The organism is Pseudomonas extremorientalis (assembly GCF_024584605.1).
GTDB lineage: Bacteria > Pseudomonadota > Gammaproteobacteria > Pseudomonadales > Pseudomonadaceae > Aquipseudomonas > Aquipseudomonas extremorientalis.
This window is the reverse complement of sequence record NZ_CP089519.1, coordinates 2250523-2271351: the sequence shown is the minus strand read 5'-3', so window position 1 is coordinate 2271351 and position 20829 is coordinate 2250523. Positions and strand designations below refer to the sequence as shown.

21 protein-coding genes and 1 pseudogene are annotated in these 20829 nt (G+C 62.9%); 12 read left to right on the top strand and 10 right to left on the bottom strand.

Going from position 1 to position 20829, the window contains the following annotated elements; genetic code table 11:
• Positions 1-25 precede the first annotated feature (25 nt).
• The gene (locus LUU92_RS10330) at positions 26-535 is read right to left on the bottom strand and encodes a DUF1993 domain-containing protein (protein ID WP_058425596.1); all 510 of its coding nucleotides are present in this window, start codon (positions 533-535) and stop codon (positions 26-28) included.
• 116 nt (positions 536-651) lie between these two features.
• On the opposite strand from LUU92_RS10330, the gene LUU92_RS10325 reads away from it, so the two are divergent.
• Positions 652-1305, top strand: coding sequence for a YceH family protein (locus LUU92_RS10325; protein WP_257103558.1), 654 nt, complete (start codon positions 652-654; stop codon positions 1303-1305).
• A gap of 118 nt (positions 1306-1423) precedes the next feature.
• Here LUU92_RS10325 and LUU92_RS10320 read toward each other — a convergent pair whose 3' ends face one another.
• Positions 1424-2242: a shikimate 5-dehydrogenase gene (locus LUU92_RS10320; protein ID WP_071489677.1), complete on the bottom strand. Its 819-nt coding sequence runs from the start codon at positions 2240-2242 to the stop codon at positions 1424-1426.
• Positions 2243-2398: 156 nt separating this feature from the next.
• Here LUU92_RS10320 and LUU92_RS10315 point away from each other — a divergent pair, with 156 nt between their 5' ends.
• From LUU92_RS10315 to LUU92_RS10305, 3 genes are all read left to right on the top strand, one after another.
• On the top strand, positions 2399-2773 hold the full coding sequence (locus tag LUU92_RS10315; RefSeq protein WP_016980060.1) for a hypothetical protein: 375 nt from the start codon (positions 2399-2401) through the stop codon (positions 2771-2773).
• A gap of 225 nt (positions 2774-2998) precedes the next feature.
• Positions 2999-3193, top strand: a complete 195-nt coding sequence (locus LUU92_RS10310) for a hypothetical protein (protein ID WP_071489678.1) — start codon at positions 2999-3001, stop codon at positions 3191-3193.
• A 91-nt stretch (positions 3194-3284) separates the two neighbouring features.
• Positions 3285-3467: a hypothetical protein gene (locus tag LUU92_RS10305; RefSeq protein ID WP_071489679.1), complete on the top strand. Its 183-nt coding sequence runs from the start codon at positions 3285-3287 to the stop codon at positions 3465-3467.
• A 2-nt stretch (positions 3468-3469) separates the two neighbouring features.
• Here the strand turns inward: LUU92_RS10305 and LUU92_RS10300 are convergent, their stop codons facing one another.
• Entirely contained in the window at positions 3470-4537 is a 1068-nt protein-coding gene (locus LUU92_RS10300) for an AI-2E family transporter (RefSeq protein WP_071489680.1), read from the bottom strand.
• Between the two features lie 103 nt (positions 4538-4640).
• A complete protein-coding gene (locus LUU92_RS10295; RefSeq protein WP_257103557.1) occupies positions 4641-5846 on the bottom strand; it encodes a cytochrome c biogenesis protein DipZ in 1206 nt (401 codons plus the stop codon).
• Positions 5847-6047: 201 nt separating this feature from the next.
• Here LUU92_RS10295 and trhP point away from each other — a divergent pair, with 201 nt between their 5' ends.
• Positions 6048-7361, top strand: coding sequence for a prephenate-dependent tRNA uridine(34) hydroxylase TrhP (gene trhP / locus LUU92_RS10290; RefSeq protein WP_257103556.1), 1314 nt, complete (start codon positions 6048-6050; stop codon positions 7359-7361).
• Positions 7362-7386: 25 nt separating this feature from the next.
• On the opposite strand, the gene ctpM is transcribed toward trhP, so the two are convergent.
• Complete coding sequence (gene ctpM / locus LUU92_RS29370) at positions 7387-9066, bottom strand: methyl-accepting chemotaxis protein CtpM (protein ID WP_071489683.1); 1680 nt, start codon at positions 9064-9066, stop codon at positions 7387-7389.
• A 76-nt stretch (positions 9067-9142) separates the two neighbouring features.
• The gene (locus LUU92_RS10280; protein ID WP_222541698.1) at positions 9143-10462 is read right to left on the bottom strand and encodes a Na+/H+ antiporter family protein; all 1320 of its coding nucleotides are present in this window, start codon (positions 10460-10462) and stop codon (positions 9143-9145) included.
• A gap of 239 nt (positions 10463-10701) precedes the next feature.
• On the opposite strand from LUU92_RS10280, the pseudogene LUU92_RS29155 reads away from it, so the two are divergent.
• Positions 10702-11991 (top strand): annotated as a pseudogene (locus LUU92_RS29155) (methyl-accepting chemotaxis protein); the annotation flags it as partial.
• A gap of 102 nt (positions 11992-12093) precedes the next feature.
• Complete coding sequence (locus tag LUU92_RS29150) at positions 12094-12849, top strand: methyl-accepting chemotaxis protein (RefSeq protein ID WP_371322050.1); 756 nt, start codon at positions 12094-12096, stop codon at positions 12847-12849.
• Positions 12850-12900: 51 nt separating this feature from the next.
• Here the strand turns inward: LUU92_RS29150 and LUU92_RS10270 are convergent, their stop codons facing one another.
• From LUU92_RS10270 to LUU92_RS10255, 4 genes are read right to left on the bottom strand one after another with little or no spacing between them, the layout of a single operon-like run.
• Entirely contained in the window at positions 12901-14262 is a 1362-nt protein-coding gene (locus LUU92_RS10270) for a sensor histidine kinase (RefSeq protein ID WP_222541396.1), read from the bottom strand.
• Positions 14259-14927, bottom strand: coding sequence for a response regulator transcription factor (locus tag LUU92_RS10265; protein ID WP_071489687.1), 669 nt, complete (start codon positions 14925-14927; stop codon positions 14259-14261). Before LUU92_RS10265 ends, LUU92_RS10270 begins: the two co-directional genes overlap by 4 nt.
• Positions 14927-15238: a PepSY domain-containing protein gene (locus tag LUU92_RS10260; RefSeq protein WP_071489688.1), complete on the bottom strand. Its 312-nt coding sequence runs from the start codon at positions 15236-15238 to the stop codon at positions 14927-14929. The genes LUU92_RS10265 and LUU92_RS10260 overlap by 1 nt, the downstream gene beginning before the upstream one ends.
• Positions 15238-15540 carry a PepSY domain-containing protein gene (locus tag LUU92_RS10255; protein ID WP_058425612.1) on the bottom strand — a complete coding sequence of 101 codons (303 nt, stop codon included), beginning with the start codon at positions 15538-15540 and terminating at the stop codon, positions 15238-15240. Before LUU92_RS10255 ends, LUU92_RS10260 begins: the two co-directional genes overlap by 1 nt.
• A 158-nt stretch (positions 15541-15698) precedes the next feature.
• Between LUU92_RS10255 and LUU92_RS10250 the strand changes: the two genes are divergently transcribed.
• From LUU92_RS10250 to LUU92_RS10230, 5 genes are all read left to right on the top strand, one after another.
• Complete coding sequence (locus LUU92_RS10250) at positions 15699-16778, top strand: patatin-like phospholipase domain-containing protein (RefSeq protein ID WP_071489689.1); 1080 nt, start codon at positions 15699-15701, stop codon at positions 16776-16778.
• Between the two features lie 309 nt (positions 16779-17087).
• Complete coding sequence (gene queD / locus LUU92_RS10245) at positions 17088-17444, top strand: 6-carboxytetrahydropterin synthase QueD (RefSeq protein ID WP_003190259.1); 357 nt, start codon at positions 17088-17090, stop codon at positions 17442-17444.
• A gap of 96 nt (positions 17445-17540) precedes the next feature.
• A complete protein-coding gene (locus tag LUU92_RS10240) occupies positions 17541-18164 on the top strand; it encodes an NUDIX hydrolase (protein WP_257103554.1) in 624 nt (207 codons plus the stop codon).
• Between the two features lie 191 nt (positions 18165-18355).
• The gene (gene codB / locus LUU92_RS10235; protein ID WP_071489691.1) at positions 18356-19624 is read left to right on the top strand and encodes a cytosine permease; all 1269 of its coding nucleotides are present in this window, start codon (positions 18356-18358) and stop codon (positions 19622-19624) included.
• Positions 19621-20826 carry a PucR family transcriptional regulator gene (locus tag LUU92_RS10230; protein ID WP_071489692.1) on the top strand — a complete coding sequence of 402 codons (1206 nt, stop codon included), beginning with the start codon at positions 19621-19623 and terminating at the stop codon, positions 20824-20826. The genes codB and LUU92_RS10230 overlap by 4 nt, the downstream gene beginning before the upstream one ends.
• Positions 20827-20829: the final 3 nt, after the last annotated feature.

Here is a 20829-nt window from a genome sequence, read left to right as displayed (position 1 = left end):
ATCGTCCCGGTTTTTTTATGCGTGCTTAGAAAGCACCCATGTAATCGCGCTTGCCCACTTCCACGCCGTTATGGCGCAGCAGCGCGTAAGCGGTGGTGACGTGGAAGAAGAACTGCGGCAGGCCGTAGGTCAGCAGGTAGGACTGGCCGCTGAAGCGCTTCTCTTTCGGCGTGCCAGGGCGAGTGACGATCTCGATGCCTTCCTTGCCGTCGATCTGCTCCGGGGTGATGGTGTCGACAAAGGCCAAAACCTTGGCGATCAGCGCTTGCAGGTCGGCGAAGGTCACTTCGCTGTCTTCGTACTTAGGCACTTCGATCTCGGCCAGGCGCGCGGAAACCCCCTTGGCGAAGTCGACGGCGATCTGCACCTGGCGCACCAGTTGGAACATGTCCGGAAACAGGCGCGCTTGCAGCAAGGCGTTCGGTTCGATGTTCTTGGCGCTGGCGTGGGCTTCGGCCTTGGTCAACACACCGCTCAGGGCGGTGAGCATTTGCTTGAAGACCGGGATGGAGGCGGCGTACAGGGAAATAGTCATGGCAGTCTCATGGTTATGGCACGGTTTGAACCAGCGGCGATTATAGACATGCCGGGCGCTTGTCTTTTAATTTTTCAGGATTACGCTAAGGACCTCCACTGCATAGGGAACGCGCGATGACCGCCGAGCACGACACCGACACCCCTGAGCCGCGCCTGAACAGCACGGAAATCCGCATCCTGGGCTGCCTCATCGAAAAACAGGCGACCAACCCGGAAACCTACCCCTTGACCCTCAACGCCCTGGTGCTGGCCTGCAACCAGAAGACCAGCCGCGAGCCGGTCATGAACCTGAGCCCGGGCCAGGTCGGCCAGAGCCTGCGCGCACTCGAAGGCCAGGGTTTCACCCGCCTGGTGATGGGCAGCCGCGCCGACCGCTGGGAACACCGCGTGGACAAGGCGCTGGAACTGGTGCCGGCCCAGGTGATCCTGACCGGGCTGCTGTTTCTACGCGGGCCGCAGACTGTCAATGAGTTGCTGACCCGCAGCGGGCGCATGCACGATTTCGAAGATGCCGAGCAGGTCGTGCACCAGCTGGAACGCCTGATTGCGCGGGGGCTGGCGTTGCTGGTGCCGCGCCAGGCCGGCCAGCGCGAAGATCGTTATACCCACGCCCTGGGTGATCCGGCGGAAATCGAGGCGATCATCGCGGCGCGGGGCAATCCGGTGGAGCGTGGGGTTGCCAGTGGCTTGTCTGTCGAGCGTATCGAAGAATTGGAAGCGCGCATTGCACTGTTGGAAGAGCGGCTGGCCAAATTGGAACCGCTGTAACGCGGAAAAAATGTGGGAGGGGGCTTGCCCCCGATGACGGTGTGCCAGTCAATAATTTCATTGTTGAGCTACCGCTATCGGGGGCAAGCCCCCTCCCACATATGATATTCAGGGTTCTTCAGGTTCGGGCGAACGCCACGGCTTTGGCGAACTGCTCCGGCGTCGGTCGCACCCCGGTATAGAGCACAAACTGCTCAAGCGCCTGGATCGCAATCACTTCGAGCCCGGTAATCACGCGTTTACCCTTGGCACGTCCACGCACGATCAACGGCGTTTCAGCGGGGATCGCCACCACATCGAAGATCGTCTCGGCAACATCCACCGCTTCGGCATCGAATGCCAACGCATCTGCCTCAGGCCCTCCCGCCATGCCGATGGGCGTCACGTTGATCAGCATCTGTGGGCGCAGGTCGCCCAGTTCGGCCAGCCATTCATACCCCAGGTTCTGCGCCAGCGCCCGGCCCGCTGGCTCGTTGCGCGCCACGATCACGCCCTTGGCGTAGCCGCCATCGCGCAAGGCACTGGCCACAGCCTTGGCCATGCCGCCGCTGCCACGCAGGGCAAAGGTCGATTCCTTTGGCACCGCGTGCTTCTTGAGTAACTGCTCGATGGCGATGTAGTCGGTGTTGTAGGCCTTGAGGTGCCCATCGGTGTTGACGATGGTGTTCAGGGAGTCGATGGCTTGAACCGAATCGTCGAGCTCGTCCACCAAGGCAATGGCGGCTTCCTTGAACGGCATGGAAACCCCGCAACCGCGTACCCCCAGCGCCCGGATACCACCGATCGCGCCGGGCAAATCCCGGCTGCTGAAGGCTTTATAGTAGAAGTTCAGGCCCAGCTGTTCGTACAGATGGTTATGAAAACGCAGGCCGAAATTCCCGGGGCGCGCCGACAGTGACATGCACAGTTGGGTGTCCTTGTTGGGGTGCATCTGCATGGGTAACTCCTTTGAGTAAGCAAATCGGTACAGACCTTACACAACCTTTACCTAGCGGCTGTGCTGTTTTTCAGAAATACGTTGTCTTAAAAGTATCCCCGCGACATTACTTGAGTCTATTGATTGCAGACCACAAGCGCTGGGGCTAACCGAGGAATGACCATGATTCGTACAATCCCCAAGATCGCCTTGCTGGTTGGCGCACTCGCGATGGCAGGCCAAGCCTCCGCCCACGGTGGTGGTTGGGGTGGCCCGGCTGTATTGGGTGCTTTAGTCGGCGCTGCAGTCGTGGGCTCCGTGGTTGCCAGCCAGCCGCGTGAGGTCTATGTGCAGCAGCCGGTGTATGTGCAACCGCAGCCGGTATATGCCGCTCCGCCGCCGGTTTATTACGCACCGCCACCGCCGGTGTATGTGCAGCAACAGGTTTACTACCGCCCGGCGCCGGTCTATTACGGCCCACCGCGTGGCTATTACGGGCCACCCCGCGGCTACTACGGCCCTCCCCACGGTTACTACGGTCGCGGCTGGTAACCGCACCGTCTAAAACAGGCCTCGCGTGATCGCGGGGCCTTTTTTTGCCTGGAAAGTCCGGATTCAGGGCGTCAAGGTCGCTCTGAGGACAATGCCCGGCGCGCAATCGCACATCATCAACACCAATGTCTACTTGCCCGAACAGGCCTTGCGCTGTCATGTTTGTGTCACGAAACACTTCCACTATCGAGACTGTCCACCCAATAACAACAAGGACGACTGACCATGCCCACGCAAAACCCGCACCGCGCCGCCGGCCTCTGTACATCCAGCAAGGTCTACAGCGCCCTCACGGAACTCAAGCACCTGGAAGGCCACCGCAGCGCCAAGTTCCTCGCGTTGCTCGCGGAAAACCTGGTGCGCAAGGGGCTGCTCAGTGAGCAGGAAGTGGTGAACATGCTCGATCAGGTCGTGGACTGACGCCTCGCGTCGATGTCGACTATCGAGACGGGTGATTTTTCCTGCGCCAGCCCGCCCCGTAAAGTGACCCCCATAGCGATTGGAGGTCTTTATGCCCACTGTACAAATCATGTCCGTCATCGGCAGCGCCGTCCCCGCCCCGCTTCGCAAGTCGGGTCTTCTCGCCTGCTGGTACCTGGTACGCGATGGTGAAGCCATCAGCGGCCCACTGACATCCCTGTCGGATGCCGAAAAACAACTGCAACACGTATCGAACTTCAGGCTCCACGCCTGAGGTCAGGGCAATGGCAGTTTGACTCGCGGCTTGCTCTCCACAAACAACGCCCAGCTGGACATGAACAGCGCCGCCACCAGCGGCCCGATCACAAAACCATTGAGGCCAAACACCGACAGACCGCCCAGGGTCGAGATCAGGATTAGGTAGTCCGGCATCTTGGTGTCTTTGCCCACGAGAATCGGGCGCAGCACGTTGTCCACCAGGCCAATCACAAATACGCCAAACAGCCCCAGCACCACGCCCTGCCAGATCGCACCGCTCAGCAGGAAGTAAACGGCCACCGGCCCCCACACAATCCCGGCGCCCACGGCCGGCAGCAACGACAGAAACGCCATCAGCACCGCCCAGAGCAACGCACTGGGAATGTCCAGGAACCAGAAAATCAGCCCGCCCAGCGCACCCTGGGTTACCGCCACCAGCACATTGCCCTTGACCGTGGCGCGCACCACCCGGTTGAACTTGAGCTGCAACCGCCGCTTCTGCGGCTCGGCCAGCGGCACCGCCGTACGCACCTTGCGCACCAGCTCCGGGCCGTCGCGCAGCAGGAAGAACAGCAAGTACAGCATGATGAAAAAGCTCACCAGGAAATCAAACGTGCCCTGGCCGAAGCTGAACGCCTGGGTCGCAAAGAACTGGCTGCCCTGCATCGCGCTCTTGACGATCTTCTCGCGCAAACCCTCCAGGTTGCCCATGCCGAAACGGTCCAACAGGTGCTGGAAATACGGCGGCAGCACGTTCTTGAATTGCTCGATGTACCCCGCCACATCCAGCTTGCCGCTCTCGACATTCTTGTAGAGCGTCGCGCCCTCTTGCACCAGCAAGGCACTGGTGATGATCACCGGCAGGATCGCGATGACCAGGCAGGCGCTCAAGGTCGCCAGGGAAGTGAAATTGCGGTTCCAGCCAAAGCGCTGCTGCAGGCGGCGCTGCATCGGGGCAAAAATGATGCCGAGGATCACCGCCCAGAACACGGCGCCGTAGAACGGCAGCAATATCCAGATAAACGCGACGGTCACCAGGCCCAGCAACAACAGCAGGGTCTTGAATTGCAGGTTGGTTTGATTCATGTCCGGTCCATGTCAGAAAAGCACAGGGCCGGTATAGGCCCTGTTGCTTAGTCCGCGGCGATTCCTGGGAGTGCCGTTGGTTATCGAACAAGCGTAGACCCTATCACTGCGTGGCCTTGGCCTCATTCAACAACGTCTGGATCATCTGCTCCTGGGCCTCGTACCGGCCTTCACCAAAATGCGTGTCGCGCACCTGCCCGTTGGCATCGATCAGGTAATGGGCGGGCCAGTACTGGTTATCGAAGCGGCGCCAGATCGCGTAGTTGTTGTCGATCGCCACCGGGTACGTAATACCCAACTTGCGCACCTGCTCCTTGACGTTGCCGATGATGCGCTCGTAGCCGTATTCCGGAGTGTGCACGCCGATCACCACCAGGCCGTCCTGCGCGTACTTTTTCGCCCAGGCCTTCACGTACGGCAGGGTGTGCTGGCAGTTGATGCAGTCGTAGGTCCAGAAATCCACCAGCACCACCTTGCCTTTCAAGGATTCGCGAGTCAGTTCAGGTGAATTGAGCCACTCGACCGCGCCGCCCAGCGACGGCATGGCACCCCGTGCATTGTCCTGCGGGTCGGCCTTGACCTTGCTCACCACGTAATCCACCACCTTGGGCACGTTTTCCAGCAGCCCTTTTTCCAGGCTGCTGACGCCTTCGGACGAAGTGCCGGCGAGCAGGGTCTTGTCAGCACCGGTAGAAATCACCACGGCCGCGGCCAGTACCGCCACCCCTGCCCCACGGCGCAGCCAACCGGTCAGCGGAATGGAGGCCTTGAGTCGATTGACCAGGCCGCGCCCGGCAACGATCAGGGTGCCGAGGGACAGCGCACTACCCAGCCCGTAGGCCAGCAGCAACAGACTGGTCTGCGCATTGGCGCCTTGCAGCATCGCACCGGTCAGGATCACACCCAGGATCGGCCCGGCGCACGGTGCCCACAGCAGGCCTGTGGCGACACCGATCATGAGCGACTTGAGCGGACCGGACAGCGCACGGCTGTAAGGATCGATACGGTTGCCCAACAACACGAACGGCCGCGCCAGCCAGCCACCGACCCGCGCCGAGATCAGCGACAGCGCAAACAGCCCCATCACGATCAGCGCCACATGGCGGCCGGTGTTATTGGCCTGTATCACCCACTCCGAGCTGACCACCGCCAGGCTGGAAACCAGCGCGAAGGTCAGCACCATGCCGCCGAGGGTCAACAGGATCGAACGACGACTGCGGTCGACACCGGCGAACAGAAACGGCACCACCGGCAGGATGCAAGGGCTGAGGACGGTCAGGATGCCGCCCAGGAATGCGACGAAGAGCATGGTGATCACCTTATGGATACGGGAAGCCCATTAAGACCGGATGAGGTATCGCGCCTGTGTCGGAAAACCGTGCGGATAAATCGATACGTATCCACAGCCCCCGTCGATACACAGCGATACAAAAATGCGCAAAGCACGATCTGGATCAATGAACCGCCCTCGCCGCTCGGCTACCTTCGCGACCTTTTGCGACCCGTGCCCATGCCTCCCATCCTCCCCCCCGAACTGCTCGCCCCTGCCGGCACCCTGAAAAACATGCGCTACGCCTTCGCCTATGGCGCCGATGCGGTGTATGCCGGCCAACCGCGCTACAGCCTGCGGGTACGCAACAACGAGTTCGACCACGCCAACCTGGCCCTCGGCATCCAGGAAGCCCATGCCCTGGGCAAGCGTTTCTACGTGGTGGTGAACATTGCGCCGCACAACGCCAAGTTGAAGACCTTCCTCAAGGACCTCGCCCCGGTGATCGCCATGGGTCCGGATGCGCTGATCATGTCTGATCCCGGGCTGATCATGCTGGTGCGCCGGCACTTCCCGCAGATGCCCATCCACCTGTCGGTGCAGGCCAATACGGTGAACTGGGCCAGCGTCGAGTTCTGGCAGCAGCAAGGGATCTGCCGGGTGATCCTGTCGCGGGAGTTGTCCCTGGAAGAAATCGATGAAATCCGCCAACAGGTGCCGGCCATGGAGCTGGAAGTGTTTGTGCACGGCGCCCTGTGCATGGCCTATTCCGGGCGCTGCCTGCTCTCGGGCTACATGAACAAGCGTGATGCCAACCAGGGCACCTGCACCAATGCGTGTCGCTGGAAATACCAGGCGACCCCGGCGGTGGAAAACGCCACCGGCGATATCGTCCAGCACTGCGAGCCGACCCTGGGCATTGGCGCACCGACCGACCAGGTGTTTCTGTTGCAGGAAGCCAACCGCCCCGATGAACAGATGCCGGCCTTCGAAGACGAACACGGCACCTACATCATGAACGCCAAGGACCTGCGCGCGGTGCAGCACGTGGAACGCCTGTCCCACATGGGCGTGCACTCGCTGAAGATCGAGGGCCGCACCAAGTCGCACTTCTATTGCGCGCGCACCACCCAGGTGTATCGCCAGGCCATCGACGATGCGGTGGCCGGTCGTGTCTTCGACCGCAGCCTGATGATCAACCTCGAATCCCTGGCCCAGCGCGGCTACACCGAAGGGTTCCTGCGCCGGCATGTGCACGATGAGTACCAGAACTACCAGAACGGCAGCTCGGTGTCGGAGCGCCAGCAGTTCGTCGGCGAACTGACCGGCGAGCGCCGGGGCGAACTGGCCGAGATCAAGGTGAAGAACCGCTTCGCCGTGGGCAATCACCTGGAATTGATGACCCCCGCCGGCAACTTCCACTTCGACCTGGCCACCCTGCACAACGCCAAGGGCGACGCCATCGAGGTCGCGCCGGGAGATGGGCACACGGTGTATCTGCCACTCCCGGCGGCGATGGACCTGCGCTTCGGCTTGCTGATGCGCGACCTCTAGCGCATCGCCGCCCAGCCCCTCAGCGCTAGATCCTGAACTGGCCGACCAGCTGCCCCAGGCGCTGGCCCAGGTCCGCGAGGCTGCGGGAGGTCTGGGCGCCCAGCTGGGTCTCGTCGGCCACGCTGTCCACCGCCACGGCAATCTGATGCACGCTGCGGTTGATCTCTTCGGCGACGGCAGTCTGCTCTTCGGCGGCGCTGGCGATCTGGGCGTTCATCGAATTGATGGTGCCGATCAACTGCGCCATGGTGTCCAGGGACGCGCCGGCTTGGTTGGCCTGGGCCGAGGTGCCGTCGCCAGCGTCGCTGGAGCGGCGCATGGCGTCCACCGCGGCTTCGGTGCCTTTTTGCAGGCGGTCGATCATGCCCTGGATTTCCTGGGTGCTGGTCTGGGTACGGCTGGCCAGGGCGCGCACTTCGTCGGCCACCACCGCAAACCCACGCCCGGCCTCCCCGGCCCGCGCGGCTTCAATCGCGGCGTTGAGCGCGAGCAGGTTGGTCTGTTCGGCGATGGAGCGGATCACGCTGAGCACACTGACGATGGAGGCCACGTCCTGCTGCAGGCTGTCGAGGGACACGCCGCTGCTGCGGATGTCGTTCACCAGCGCATGGATCTGCGCGATGCTGCCGTCCACCACGCGCTTGGCGGCCTGGCCTTCGGCGTCGGTCTGCTGGGCCGCGACCGACGCGCCCTGGGCACTGCGCGCCACTTCCTGGGCGGCCGAGGACATCTGGTTGATCGCCGTGGCAACCTGGTCGGTCTCATGGCGCTGGCGCTCCATGGCCTGTTCGGAGCGCTGGGCCTGCTCGGACACCTGGCTGACCAGGCCGGTGAGTTGGCCTGTCATCTCGGTGATCTGGCGCACCAGGCCGTGGATCTTGTCGACAAACCGGTTGAACGCGCCCGCAAGATCGCCCAGCTCGTCCTGGCTGGTGATGGCCAGGCGGCGGGTCAGGTCGCCTTCACCGGCCGCGATATCGTCGAGGTTGGCTTTCATCAGGTGCAGCGGACGCAGGATGGTATTGGCCAGCAGCATGCCCACGGCGGCGATCACCAGCAGCACCACCACGGCCACGCCGAGGATGCTCAGCAGCACGCCTTCCATGCGTTTCTCGACCTTGGCCTCGACCACCGCGACCCGGGCTTCGATGCCGTCCAGGTTCACCGAGGTACCGATGACCATGTCCCACTTGGGCAGGTATTCGGTGTAGCCCATCTTGGGCACCAGTTCGGTCTGGCCCGGTTGGGTCGAGCTGTATTGCAGGTAATGGGTGCCGTCCTTGCCGACCTTGACCAGGTCGCGGTTGACGTACACCCCGTTGGGGTCGCGGTTGTCCTTGAAGCTCTTGCCCACGCCGTCGGGGCTGTTGCCCTTGAACAGGCGGATGGTCTCGGAGTCATAGCCGAAGAAGTAGCCGTCCTTGCCGTAACTGGTGTTGGACAGCAGCTTGACCACCTCGGCGCGCGCCGCGTTATCACCGGGGGCTGCCGCGTCGTAGAGCGGCTTGATGGTGGTCATGGCCACTTCGACGTAGCTTTGCAGGGTGGCCTTGGCGTCGTTGAGCAGGCGCTGGCGGGTCTCTTGCACCTCATTGCGCGCCTGACCCTGCAGGATCCACACGGTGGTCAGGCTGATGACCACGGCAAACAACAGCACCGGCACTACGGCGAGGGACAGGACTTTGGCCTTGAGGCTCAGACGCATGGGTTTTCTCTCTTATTAGTGGCGACTTGAGAGGTTAACGGCCGCGTAGGATGTTTCTGTAGTAAGCCCGCTACGGTCAGAGGGTCATGGCAGCCAGCCAGCCGAATGCCAGCAACGGGAGGTTGTAGTGCAGAAAGGTCGGCACCACGGTGTCCCAGATGTGGTGATGCTGGCCGTCGATGTTCAGGCCGGAGGTGGGCCCCAGGGTCGAGTCCGAGGCCGGCGATCCGGCATCACCCAAGGCGCCGGCCGTGCCGACGATGCACACGATGGCCATGGGGCTGAAGCCCAGTTGCACGCACAGCGGCACAAAGATCGCCGCAAGGATCGGCACGGTGGAAAACGACGAGCCGATGCCCATCGTCACCAACAGCCCCACCAGCAGCATCAACAACGCCCCTACCCCACGGCTATGGCCGATGAAGGCTGCCGAGGTTTCCACCAGCGAACGCACATCGCCGGTGGCCTTGAGCACTTCGGCAAAGCCCGAGGCGGCGATCATGATGAAGCCGATCATCGCCATCATCTTCATGCCTTCGGTGAACAGGTCGTCGGTGTCGCGCCAGCGCACGATGCCCGACACCGAGAAGATCAGGAACCCGGCCAGGGCGCCGATGATCATCGAGTCCAGCCACAGCTGAATGATGAACGCCGAGGCAATCGCCAGCCCGGCTACCAGCAGGGTCAGTGGGTTGTACTGCACCGCCACCTGCTCGACCCGCTCGATCTTCTCCAGGTCGTACACGCGTTTCTTGCGGTAGCTGATGAACACCGCTACCAGCAGGCCGACGACCATGCCCAGCGCTGGCAGGCTCATGGCGTGAGTGACGTTGACCTGGCTGATGTCCACGCCGCTCTTGGCCACGTTGGCCAGCAGGATCTGGTTGAGGAAGATATTGCCGAAGCCTACCGGCAGGAACATGTACGGCGTGATCAGGCCGAAGGTCATCACGCAGGCGATGAGGCGGCGGTCCAGTTGCAGCTTGGTCAGCACGTACAGCAGCGGCGGCACCAGCAATGGAATGAACGCGATGTGGATCGGCAGGATGTTCTGCGAGGCAATCGCCACCCCCCAGAGCAGGCCGATCAGCAGCCATTTGACGTGGCTGCCACCGCTGGCTTCCTGGCGGTCTACCAGCAGCAGGGCCTTGTCGGCCAGCGCGTGAGCCAGGCCGGACTTGGCAATCGCCACGGCGAAAGCGCCGAGCAAGGCGTAGGACAACGCCACCGTCGCCCCTCCACCCAAGCCGCCATTGAAGGCCTTGAGCGTGGCCTCGATCCCCAGGCCACCGGTCAGGCCGCCCACCAGGGCGCCGAGGATGATGGCGATGACCACATGCACGCGGGACAGGCTGAGCACCAGCATGGTACCGACCGCGGCAATGACTGCGTTAATCATGGTTACCTCAAGCAAAAAACATAAAAAACAGGCATGCCCGCGCCCGGGCGGCCATTGGGTGGCAACCGGCGTGCAGGCTTGAAGGAGGTCTTATTAGAGGGCGCGCACTTTGCAGCAGGCGGGCGCGCATGTCAAAAAACGGCGCCGCTTTCAGGTTTAAATCGATCGTTTGAATAAAGAAAAACCTGAAACCGCCGATACAGGGGCTCTCTGTGTTTTCAGGTAAGGATGTACCGATGTCGCTCAGGCAGCTCTCCATTCAATGGAAAATCACCCTGCTCGCTGGCTTGTGCCTGCTGGGAATCGTGACCCTGCTGGTGGGTCTGTCGCTGTATCGCATGGCGCAGAGCTCGCAGCAGGTCAAGGCCTCGAGCATGCAGATGCTGGATGAAGCCGCCCAGGCGCGCATCGAAGCCCAGGGTGAGGTGCAGGCGCTGGGCATCCGTCGCCAGTTCATGGACGCCTATCAGTACGGCCATGGTTTTTCCCGCCAGGTACTGTTCCTGCGCGAGCAGGCCGAGAAGCGCTTTCTCGACGCCTTCGACACCCGTGAAGACCTGACCCGCCAGGTCAAGGCCGCGTTGCAGGCCAACCCGGATCTGCTCGGTCTGTCCCTGGTGTTCGAAGCCAATGCGCTGGACGGCAAGGATGAGCTGTTCGCCGGCCAGGCAGAGTTGGGCAGTAACGACAAGGGGCGCTTCGCCCTGTACTGGTCGCAGCCGACACCCGGCAAGCTGGAGTCAATGGCACTGCCGGAAAGCGACATGTCCGACACCCGCGTCGGCCCCAGCGGCGAAAAGGCCAATGCCTGGTTCACCTGCCCGCGCACCACGCTCAAGCCATGTGTGATCGAACCGTACTTCTACACGATCAACGGGCAAAACGTGCTGATGACCAGCATTGTCTTCCCGTTGATGGCCAACGGCAAAGTCATCGCCTCGCTGTCGGTGGACATCAACCTCAACAGCCTGCAGGCCGTGAGCCAGCAGGCCAGCCACAAGCTGTATGACGGCCAGACCCAGGTCAGCATCCTCAGCCCGACCGGTTTGCTCGCCGGCTACAGCCCCGACGCCAGCAAACTCAGCCAGCGCCTGGACCAGGTCGACACTGCCAACGGCGCACAGTTGATCAGCGCCCTGGCCGGCAGCTCGCAGATCCGCAGCCTGCGCACCGACCACCAGCTCAAGGTGCTCGCGCCGTTCGCACCGATCCCGGACGGCAAGCCTTGGGGCGTGCTGCTGGATGTGCCGGAGAAGGTCTTGGTGGCCCCCGCCGAAGCGCTGAAAAATCGACTGGATGCCGACAATGCCAAGGGCACCCTGCTGGAGCTGAGCCTGGGCCTGCTGGCCGCCGTGGTCGGCTTGATCCTGGTGTGGTTGATGGCACGTAGCGTGACCCGGCCGATCCTCGGCGTGGCGCACATGCTCGAAGACATCGCCAGCGGCGAAGGCGACCTGACCCGGCGCCTGGCCTACGACAAACAGGACGAGCTGGGCCAATTGGCTGGCTGGTTCAATCGTTTCCTCGACAAGCTGCAACCGATCATCGCCGAGGTCAAACGCTCGGTGCAGGACGCCCGTGGCACCGCCGACCAGTCCGCCGCGATTGCCACTGAAACCAGCGCCGGCATGGAGCAGCAGTACCGCCAGGTCGACCAGGTGGCCACCGCCTCCCACGAAATGAGCGCCACCGCCCAGGACGTGGCCCGCAGTGCGGCGCAAGCGGCCCAGGCCGCACGCGATGCCGACCAGGCCACCCGCGACGGCCTCACCGTGATCGATCAAACCACCCGCAATATCGGGGAGTTGGCGGCGGACATGAGCACGGCCATGTCCCAGGTCGAAGGTTTGGCGGCCAACAGTGAAAAAATCGGCTCGGTGCTGGAAGTGATCCGCGGCATCGCCGAGCAGACCAACCTGTTGGCGCTCAACGCCGCCATCGAAGCAGCCCGCGCCGGTGAAGCCGGGCGTGGCTTTGCGGTAGTGGCCGATGAAGTGCGCAACCTGGCGCGACGGACCCAGGAATCGGTGGAAGAAACCCGCCTGGTCATCGAGCACCTGCAAAGCGGCACCACCGACGTGGTCGGCGCCATGGCCAACAGCTACCGCCAGGCCCAGGGCAGCGTCGAACAGGTCGGACAGGCGGTGACCGCCCTGCGCCAGATCGGTGATGCGGTAACGGTGATCAGCGACATGAACCTGCAGATCGCCAGCGCCGCCGAAGAGCAAAGCGCGGTGGCCGAGGAGATCAACACCAACGTGGCGACCATTCGCGACGTGACCGAGTCACTGTCCGAGCAGGCCAACGAATCGGCGCGGGTGAGCCAGGCGTTGAACAGCCTGGCGAATCAGCAGCAGGGGTTGATGGATCAGTTCCGCGTCTGAAAATGCAAGGCTATCCAATGTGGGAGGGGGCTTGCCCCCGATTGCGGTGTATCAGCCAATCTGTTTTTTGACTGGAATACCGCCATCGGCGGCAAGCCCCCTCCCACAGGGCAGTTCGATCAACACTTTCAGGCCGCCCAGTTCAGACGCCTGCAACTGCAACACCCCACCCCACACCTCGACAATATCCCGCACGATCCCCAGCCCCAGGCCATGGCCATCGATCTGTTCGTCCAGGCGTGCGCCACGGCTGAACACCTGGTCTCGCTGGCTTTCAGGAATGCCGGGGCCGTCATCTTCCACCGCCAGCAGGTAATGGTGCTCAGTCTCGGTGACGCTCAGGCGCACGTCGGCATCCGCCCATTTGCAGGCGTTATCCAACAGGTTGCCGAGCAGCTCCAATAGATCTTCGCGGTCCCAGGGCAGTTGCAGGCCGGGCGCGGCGCGGTAGCTCAGGTCCAGGTGTTCGCCGTGGATCATGGTCAGGGTGGCAAGCAGGCCGGGCAGTTCTTTATCACAATCGAACAACGCGCCGGGCAAGGTTTCCCCGGCCAGGCGGGCGCGATTGAGTTCGCGGTTGAGGCGTTGCTGTACCTGCTCCAACTGATCACGCAGCAGTTTGCTCAGCTCAGGATGTTGCTTGAGCGTCTCGCTCGATGCCGCGCTCAACAGCACCGCCAAGGGCGTCTTGAGGGCATGGCCGAGGTTGCCCAGGGCGTTGCGCGAACGCTTGAGGCTGTCTTCGGTGTGCGCCAGCAGGTGGTTGATCTGCGCCACCAGCGGCTCCAGTTCCAGGGGCACCTGGGTATCGAGTTGCGAGCGTTGCCCCTGTTGCAGCTGGGCAATCTGGTTGCGCGCGGTTTCCAGCGGGCGCAAGGCGCGGCGCACGGTCAACCGTTGCAGGATCAACACCAGCAGCAACGCCGCCAGCCCCAATACCAGGCCGATCTGGCGCATCAACCGGAAGCTTTCGCGCACCGGTGTGTAGTCCTGGGCCACGCTGATGGAAATCGATTGGCCAAACCGCTTGTAGTCCGCACGCAGCACCAGCAGTTGCTGGCCTTCCGGGCCGAGTTGCAGGTTGCCCTTCAGCCCCGCCTCGGGCAGGCGCGGCAGTTCCTGGTCCCACAATGAGCGGGAGCGCCAGTGGACGTCGGCGAAATCAATGCGGAAGTAATGCCCGGAAAAAGGCCGTTGATAGGCTGGCGACAGGCGTTGCTCATCCAGCTGCACGCCGTTCGGCCCACGCACCAGCGCCACCAGCAGGTTCTCGGCGTCGTTGCGCAAACCGGCTTCCAGGTAGCGCTGCAAGCCGGCCTCGAACAACCACAGGCTGGTCTGGGCCAGCACCACGCCGACGATCACCATCACGCTGATCAGCCCCAGGCTCAGGCGCCGCTGGATCGACCTCATGCAGGGCTGGCGCCAAACCGGTAACCCTGGCCGCGCCGGGTCTCGATCACGCTGCGGCCCAATTTGCGACGCAGATGGTTGACGTGAACTTCCAGCACATTGGAGTCGCGTTCGGTCTCACCGTCGTACAGGTGCTCGGCCAGGTGGCTTTTCGACAGGATCTGTTCGGGGTGCAGCATGAAATAGCGCAACAGGCGGAATTCGGCGGCGGTCAGCTGGATCTCATCGCCATCACGCAGCACGCATTGGCGACCTTCGTCCAGATGCAGGCCGGCCGCCTGCAACGTCGGTTGGTTCGCCTGGCCGTGGGAACGGCGCAACAGCGCCTGGATGCGCAGGTGCAGCTCTTCGGGGTGAAAGGGTTTGGCCAGGTAATCGTCGGCGCCGGCCTTGAGCCCTTCGATGCGCTCGGCCCAGGAGTCGCGGGCGGTGAGAATCAGTACCGGAACGGCCAACGCGGCGGCTCGCCATTGGGCCAGCACCTCAAGCCCAGGCAGGCCCGGCAGGCCGAGGTCGAGGATGATCAGGTCGTAGGGCTCGCTGCGGCCCTGATACACGGCATCGCGCCCATCGGCCAGCCAATCGACCGCATAGCCCTGCCGCTGCAGGCCAGCCATCAGTTCATCGGCCAAGGGTACGTTGTCTTCCACCAGCAGCAGGCGCATCAGTCTTCCTCGTCTTTGATCAGCACACCGGTGCGTGCGTCCAGCTTGATTTCGCGCACCACCCCTTCGGTGGTCACCAGTTCCACTTCATAGGCATATTGGCCGTGTTTCTTCTCCAGCTCGGCCTCCAGCAGGCGCGAGCCGGGGTAACGCGCCATGGCCTGCTGCAACAATTGCTCAAGTGGCAGGATCACCCCCTGCTGGCGCAGCGCCAAGGCTTCATCCTGGTTGAGGTCGCGGGCCGCCAGGCTGGAGCAGAATGCCAAGAGCACCAGCGCCACTCGACTGCCGACGCGTAAATTTACCTTCATTACGTATCCTGATGATTCTTGAGGACCTGCCCGGTGAGCGCGTCCAATTCAACGTCCCATTCGATGCCGTGGGCATCCTCCAACTCGACCTCATACACATACTTGCCGTAGGCCTCGTCCAGGTCGGTGTCCAGCAATGTCGAACCGGGGTGCAGGGCCAGGGCCGTGGCTTCCAGTTGATCGAAAGCGACAATAGTAACAGTGGCCGGCACTTTCAGTGGTTTGTCGGGGTCCACGGCTCGGGCCTGGGTCGCCGTGAGGGCGATGATACCGGCGGCGGCCAGCGCGGTAAGGCGCTTCATGATAAGTCTCCGTTACAGGATGTTTTCCTACGCCGGCCACCGTACGCCCTGCAACTTAACTGAAACTGAATTGCCACCATGGCAATTCTCACCCAGGCCTTTGCCCCACATTCCACGAGATTTTCTATAATGCCCCGCTCGCTCGGACAGAGACCGGTATGACAGCCATCCATATCAAGTTTCCCGCCTTGACCCTCAAGGCCGGCAAACGCGCCTTTGCGCGCATTCGTGAACAAGGCCTCACGCCTGCCGAGGTGGGCATCCTGCCCGGCGCGGCCGGCGGCCCGAAGGCACTCGGCATCCAGGGCCTGGACCTGGCGCTGTTCGGCGACTGGCTGCCCCGCGCACCACGGGAACGTGCGCTGATCGGGGCCTCGATTGGCTCCTGGCGGTTTGCCAGCGCCTGCCTGCCCGACCCGGTGCAAGGCTTGCTGGACCTGGGCCGCCTGTATAACGAACAGCGTTTTGCCAAAGGCGTGACCATGGCCGAAGTCACCCAGAGCTGCCAGCGCATGCTCGACGACTTGCTCGTCGGCCGCGATGCACGGGTACTGGACAACCCGGATTACCGCCTGAACATCATGGTGGTCAAGAGCCACGGCCTGCTGGCCGACGACCATCGCGGGCGGCTCGGGCTGGGGCTGTCATCGGTGATTGCCGATAACCTGCGCGGCCGCGCACGGCTGTCGCGGCACTTCGAACGGCTGATCATCCACGACCCGCGCCAGGCGCCACCGGTGCATCCGCTGAAGGACTTCCCCTCGCGCTTCCTGCCCCTGGAACTGGGCAACCTGCGCCAGGCACTGCTGGCATCGGGGTCGATCCCCATGGTGATGCAAGGCGTGCGCGACCTGCCGGGTGCAGGCGCCGGCACCTACCGCGACGGCGGCCTGCTGGACTACCACCTCGACCTGCCCTACCACGGCGATGACATCGTGCTGTACCCGCACTTCACCGACCGGGTCATCCCCGGCTGGTTCGACAAGGGCCTGCCGTGGCGACGCAGTAACCCGCAAGGCTTGCAGGACGTGTTGCTGCTGGCTCCCTCCAGGGACTACCTGGCCCGCCTGCCCCACGGCAAATTGCCGGACCGCAGCGACTTCAAGCGCTTCATGGGCGACGACGCGAGCCGCAACCAGTACTGGCAGACCGCGATGAGTGAAAGCCGAAGGCTGGGCGATGAGTTTCTGGAGCTGGCGGATAACGGCGGATTGGGCGAGCGACTGCAGGTCCTGTAGACGCGGGCCGGAATCCGGCAGGGGTTTGGGGGGGACCACCCGATTAAGTGTGAACACTGCGACTGTGGCGAGCGGGCTTGTCCCGCGTTGGGTTGCGAAGCGACCCTGGAAGGAGGAATGCGGTGAGTCAGGCACTCTTCGGCTGCTGGTCTTGGGGCTGCTTCGCGGCCCAACGCGGGGCAAGCCCGCTCGCCAAAGGCAATCTTTATTCGCCGGCAAGCCGGCGTGTACAGAGGGACGGTATGCGCGGCGAGGGATCAAGCTGTTAAACTCGCCGGCTGCCAGATACCTGACCGAGCTGAAAATACCGTGGAAATCTTCAAAGAGTTTACATTCGAATCCGCCCACCGCCTGCCCCACGTACCGGAAGGCCACAAATGCGGGCGCCTGCATGGGCATTCGTTCAAGGTGGCGATCCACCTGAGCGGCGACCTGGATCCCCATACCGGCTGGATTCGCGACTTCTCGGAGATCAAGGCGATTTTCAAGCCGCTCTACGAACGCCTCGACCACAACTACCTCAATGACATCCCCGGCCTGGAAAATCCCACCAGCGAAGTGCTGGCCAAGTGGATCTGGAATGAGTTGAAACCCCTGCTGCCTGAGCTCAGTGCGATTCGTATCCACGAGACCTGCACCAGCGGTTGCATCTATCGCGGCGAATAAGCCTCCGGTAGGAAAAAGCCACCCTCGCGGTGGTTTTTTTGTGCCTGGTATTGCACCCTTCGATCTGCCCGCCTTTCGCACACCGATGAGGAATGTATGGAAAACACCTGGCTGGCCCAGGCCAAACGCTTGCAGGCATTGGCCTCCACGGGCCTGCACTTCTGCACCGATGATTTCGAGCGTGAACGCCTGGAGGAAATTGCCGAGATTGCCCACAGCATGCTTGCGCAACTGGGCAATGTGCCCCTGGAGCGTATCACCGGCTTGGTCAGCGACTTCGCCCAGCGTTACTCGACGCCGATGATCGACGTGCGCGGCGCGGTGATTGAGGGTGACCGGATTCTGCTGGTGCGCGAATTGACCGATGGCTGCTGGGCGTTACCAGGCGGTTACGCCGATATCGGCTTGTCGGCGGCGGAAAACATCGTCAAGGAAATTCGCGAGGAAGCCGGGCTGACGGTGACGGCCCGGGCGTTGTACAGCGTCACGCACAAGGCCAAGGGCTTGTATCGGCCGGACGTACGGGATTTCTACAAGCTGTATTTCCTGTGCGACCCCGTGGATCAGTCGGCACCGATGGCAGGCTTCGAGACCACCGAGGTGGGTTTTTTCCGCCTGGACGAGCTGCCGCCGCTGTCCCGCGGGCGCACCATCGAAAGTGATCTGGAGGCAGCGTTCGCCTTCCATCGTGGCGAGACCACCCACACGCTGTTCGACTGATCCAATTTGTATCACTGCTGCACCGCTTTCGTGCCCGATTGGGCACTGCGACCGTTTCTCGAGGCATTTGCCCCCTGTTTGGCTATAAATACTGTGCACGGTGCACAGCGCCCATCGTGCGCTCGCCACTGCTGCCGCCTTGGCACGCACGGTGCAATAGGCCTGCGTCACTCATTCAGGGAGCAAGGCACATGACGCAGCAAGAACCGGGCAACGATTACCCCCTTAGCGAAGTCCCGATGCATGCGCGCAAAGGCCTGGCGTCGACCGCCATGGTGCTGTTGGGCTTTACGTTTTTTACCGCGACCATGTTTGCCGGCGGCAAGCTAGGAGTGGCGTTCAGTTTCACCGACATGCTCGGCGTCGTGGCCCTGGGTAACCTGCTGTTGGGCATCTACGCCGCAGGCCTGGGTTACATCGCGTTCAAGAGCGGGCTGAACTCGGTGTTGATGGGGCGTTTCTGCTTTGGCGAAGTGGGCAGCAAGCTCAGCGATTTGATCCTCGGCTTCACCCAGATCGGCTGGTACGCCTGGGGCACGGCCACCGCCGCAGTGGTGCTGGGCAAGTATTTCGAACTCAGCCAGGGCAGCGTGCTGGCGTTGATGGTGGTATTTGGCCTGGTGTTCTGTGCCACGGCCTACATTGGTTATCGCGGGCTGGAGATTCTGTCCTACATCGCGGTGCCGGCCATGGGCATCCTGCTGTTTCTGTCGATGTGGGTAGCCACGGTAAAGGTTGGCGGGCTGGATGGGCTGCTCGCGGTGGTGCCTACCGGTGAGTTGGACTTGTCCACGGCAATCACCCTGGTGTTCGGCACCTTTGTCAGCGGTGCGACCCAGGCCACCAACTGGACACGCTTTTCGCGCTCGGCCAAGGTGGCGGTGCTGGCCAGCCTGATCGGTTTTTTTATCGGCAACGGCTTGATGGTGCTGATCGGTGCCTACGGCGCCATCGTCTATCAGCAACCGGACGTGGTCGAAGTGTTGCTGCTGCAAGGCTTTGCCATGGCGGCAATGGCCATGTTGCTGCTCAATATCTGGAGCACCCAGGACAACACCATCTACAACTTCGCCGTGGCCGGCTGCAATCTGCTGCGCACCAAACGCCGCAAGACCGTAACCCTGGCCGGTGCGGTGATCGGCACCCTGCTGGCGTTGCTGGGCATGTACGACATGCTGGTGCCGTACCTGATTCTGCTGGGCACGGTGATCCCACCGATTGGCGGGGTGATCATGGCGGACTTCTTCTACCGCTATCGCGGCCACTATCCACGCCTGGCCGACGCACGCCTGCCAGCGTTCAACTGGCCAGGGCTGGTGGCCTACGCGGTGGGCACGGTGCTGGCGTTCAACTCGCCCTGGGTCGCGCCGTTGGTGGGTATCGTGGCCGCGTCGCTGACCTACATCGCGCTCACCGCCGTGCTGCGCGTGCGGGCACCCTTGGTTGACGCCCAGGCATGAGCCTGACCATCGCCGATGTGCTGGCCCTGCCGGGCCTGGAATCCATGCGCCTGCGCGCCGGCACGGCCGGCCTGGAGAACGGCGTGCGCTGGCCCTACGTGGCGGAAAACAGCGGGATTGCCGAGTGGGTATTGGGCGGCGAGCTGGTATTCGTCACCGGGATCAACCACCCGCGCGACGAAGGCAACTTGATGCAACTGCTGGAGGAAGCCTGCGAGCGTCAGGTGGCCGGGTTGGTGATCCTCACGGGGCCGGCGTACATCCAGGCGATCCCCCAGCGTTTGCTGGAGGCTGCCGAAGCCGCCGGCATGCCGCTGATCGAACAGCCCTACTCGCTGAAAATGGTGCTGGTGACCCAGGCCATTGGTTCGGCGCTGATCCAGTCCGAGCAGTTGGGTCGCTCGCGGGACGATGTGCTGGAGCGTTTGCTGACGGGCGATTATCAGTCCCTGGATTTGCTGCTGCACCGTGGCGGACAGTTGGGTCTGTCGTTGGCCGGGCATTGGCAGGTGGTGCAACTGCAGTTGGAAGGCAGTGAGTTGCTGTTTGCCCAAGGCGACGCGGCGGCGGTCGAGGTACAACTGGCGCGGCAACATGACGCCATCAACCGGCGCTTGCGCCAGGTGTCGGCGGGGTTGCCGGTACTTGGGCGGGCCGGCCAATGGACGCTGCTGCTGCCGGCCTCGGACGCCGTCGCCGCCTTGGTCAACCGCCAGCACCTGGCCAACTGGCTCAACCCGTTGAATCTGCGACTGGCGCCGCTCAAATTGTTTATCGGCCTCAGCGCCGCCGCGCATCCACCGGCACGCCTGGCCCAGGCGCAGGATGAAGCACGCCAGGCACTGGCGGCTGCGCGGCGTTTCAGCGAGCGCGCCGGTCTGTGCGTGTACGACGAATTGGGCGTACTCAAGTTACTCAGTGGCGTGCGTGATCGCGCCCTGCTCGATCAATTCCTCCATGAACGCCTCGGCCCCTTGCTGCGCCACGACGCGCAGCATGGCCCCAACCTGATGCCGACCCTGGAAGCCTGGTTTCACGAGAATGGTAACCTGGTGGCCGCCGCCCAGCGGCTCGCCGTGCACCGCAACACCCTGACACACCGTGTCCAGCGCATCGAAGCCTTGTGCGGGCTGACGCTGGATAATTCATATGATCGCCTGGACATCGGCATTGCGCTGATGATCTGGCGACTGTCTGCCTGACTG

What these genes read in the sequence shown, in the direction of transcription:
- LUU92_RS10325 (WP_257103558.1), top strand. Translation starts at nt 652, where the DNA reads ATGACCGCCGAGCACGACACCGACACCCCTGAGCCGCGCCTGAACAGC.
- LUU92_RS10310 (WP_071489678.1), top strand. Translation starts at nt 2,999, where the DNA reads ATGCCCACGCAAAACCCGCACCGCGCCGCCGGCCTCTGTACATCCAGC.
- ctpM (WP_071489683.1), bottom strand. Translation starts at nt 9,066, where the DNA reads ATGCGTCTGAGCCTCAAGGCCAAAGTCCTGTCCCTCGCCGTAGTGCCG.
- LUU92_RS10260 (WP_071489688.1), bottom strand. Translation starts at nt 15,238, where the DNA reads ATGAAGGTAAATTTACGCGTCGGCAGTCGAGTGGCGCTGGTGCTCTTG.
- LUU92_RS10320 (WP_071489677.1), bottom strand. Translation starts at nt 2,242, where the DNA reads ATGCAGATGCACCCCAACAAGGACACCCAACTGTGCATGTCACTGTCG.
- LUU92_RS10240 (WP_257103554.1), top strand. Translation starts at nt 17,541, where the DNA reads ATGGAAAACACCTGGCTGGCCCAGGCCAAACGCTTGCAGGCATTGGCC.
- LUU92_RS10315 (WP_016980060.1), top strand. Translation starts at nt 2,399, where the DNA reads ATGACCATGATTCGTACAATCCCCAAGATCGCCTTGCTGGTTGGCGCA.
- LUU92_RS10330 (WP_058425596.1), bottom strand. Translation starts at nt 535, where the DNA reads ATGACTATTTCCCTGTACGCCGCCTCCATCCCGGTCTTCAAGCAAATG.
- LUU92_RS10305 (WP_071489679.1), top strand. Translation starts at nt 3,285, where the DNA reads ATGCCCACTGTACAAATCATGTCCGTCATCGGCAGCGCCGTCCCCGCC.
- LUU92_RS10255 (WP_058425612.1), bottom strand. Translation starts at nt 15,540, where the DNA reads ATGAAGCGCCTTACCGCGCTGGCCGCCGCCGGTATCATCGCCCTCACG.
- LUU92_RS10265 (WP_071489687.1), bottom strand. Translation starts at nt 14,927, where the DNA reads ATGCGCCTGCTGCTGGTGGAAGACAACGTACCCTTGGCCGATGAACTG.
- LUU92_RS10295 (WP_257103557.1), bottom strand. Translation starts at nt 5,846, where the DNA reads ATGCTCTTCGTCGCATTCCTGGGCGGCATCCTGACCGTCCTCAGCCCT.
- trhP (WP_257103556.1), top strand. Translation starts at nt 6,048, where the DNA reads ATGCCTCCCATCCTCCCCCCCGAACTGCTCGCCCCTGCCGGCACCCTG.
- LUU92_RS10250 (WP_071489689.1), top strand. Translation starts at nt 15,699, where the DNA reads ATGACAGCCATCCATATCAAGTTTCCCGCCTTGACCCTCAAGGCCGGC.
- LUU92_RS10270 (WP_222541396.1), bottom strand. Translation starts at nt 14,262, where the DNA reads ATGAGGTCGATCCAGCGGCGCCTGAGCCTGGGGCTGATCAGCGTGATG.
- LUU92_RS29150 (WP_371322050.1), top strand. Translation starts at nt 12,094, where the DNA reads ATGGAGCAGCAGTACCGCCAGGTCGACCAGGTGGCCACCGCCTCCCAC.
- codB (WP_071489691.1), top strand. Translation starts at nt 18,356, where the DNA reads ATGACGCAGCAAGAACCGGGCAACGATTACCCCCTTAGCGAAGTCCCG.
- LUU92_RS10300 (WP_071489680.1), bottom strand. Translation starts at nt 4,537, where the DNA reads ATGAATCAAACCAACCTGCAATTCAAGACCCTGCTGTTGTTGCTGGGC.
- LUU92_RS10230 (WP_071489692.1), top strand. Translation starts at nt 19,621, where the DNA reads ATGAGCCTGACCATCGCCGATGTGCTGGCCCTGCCGGGCCTGGAATCC.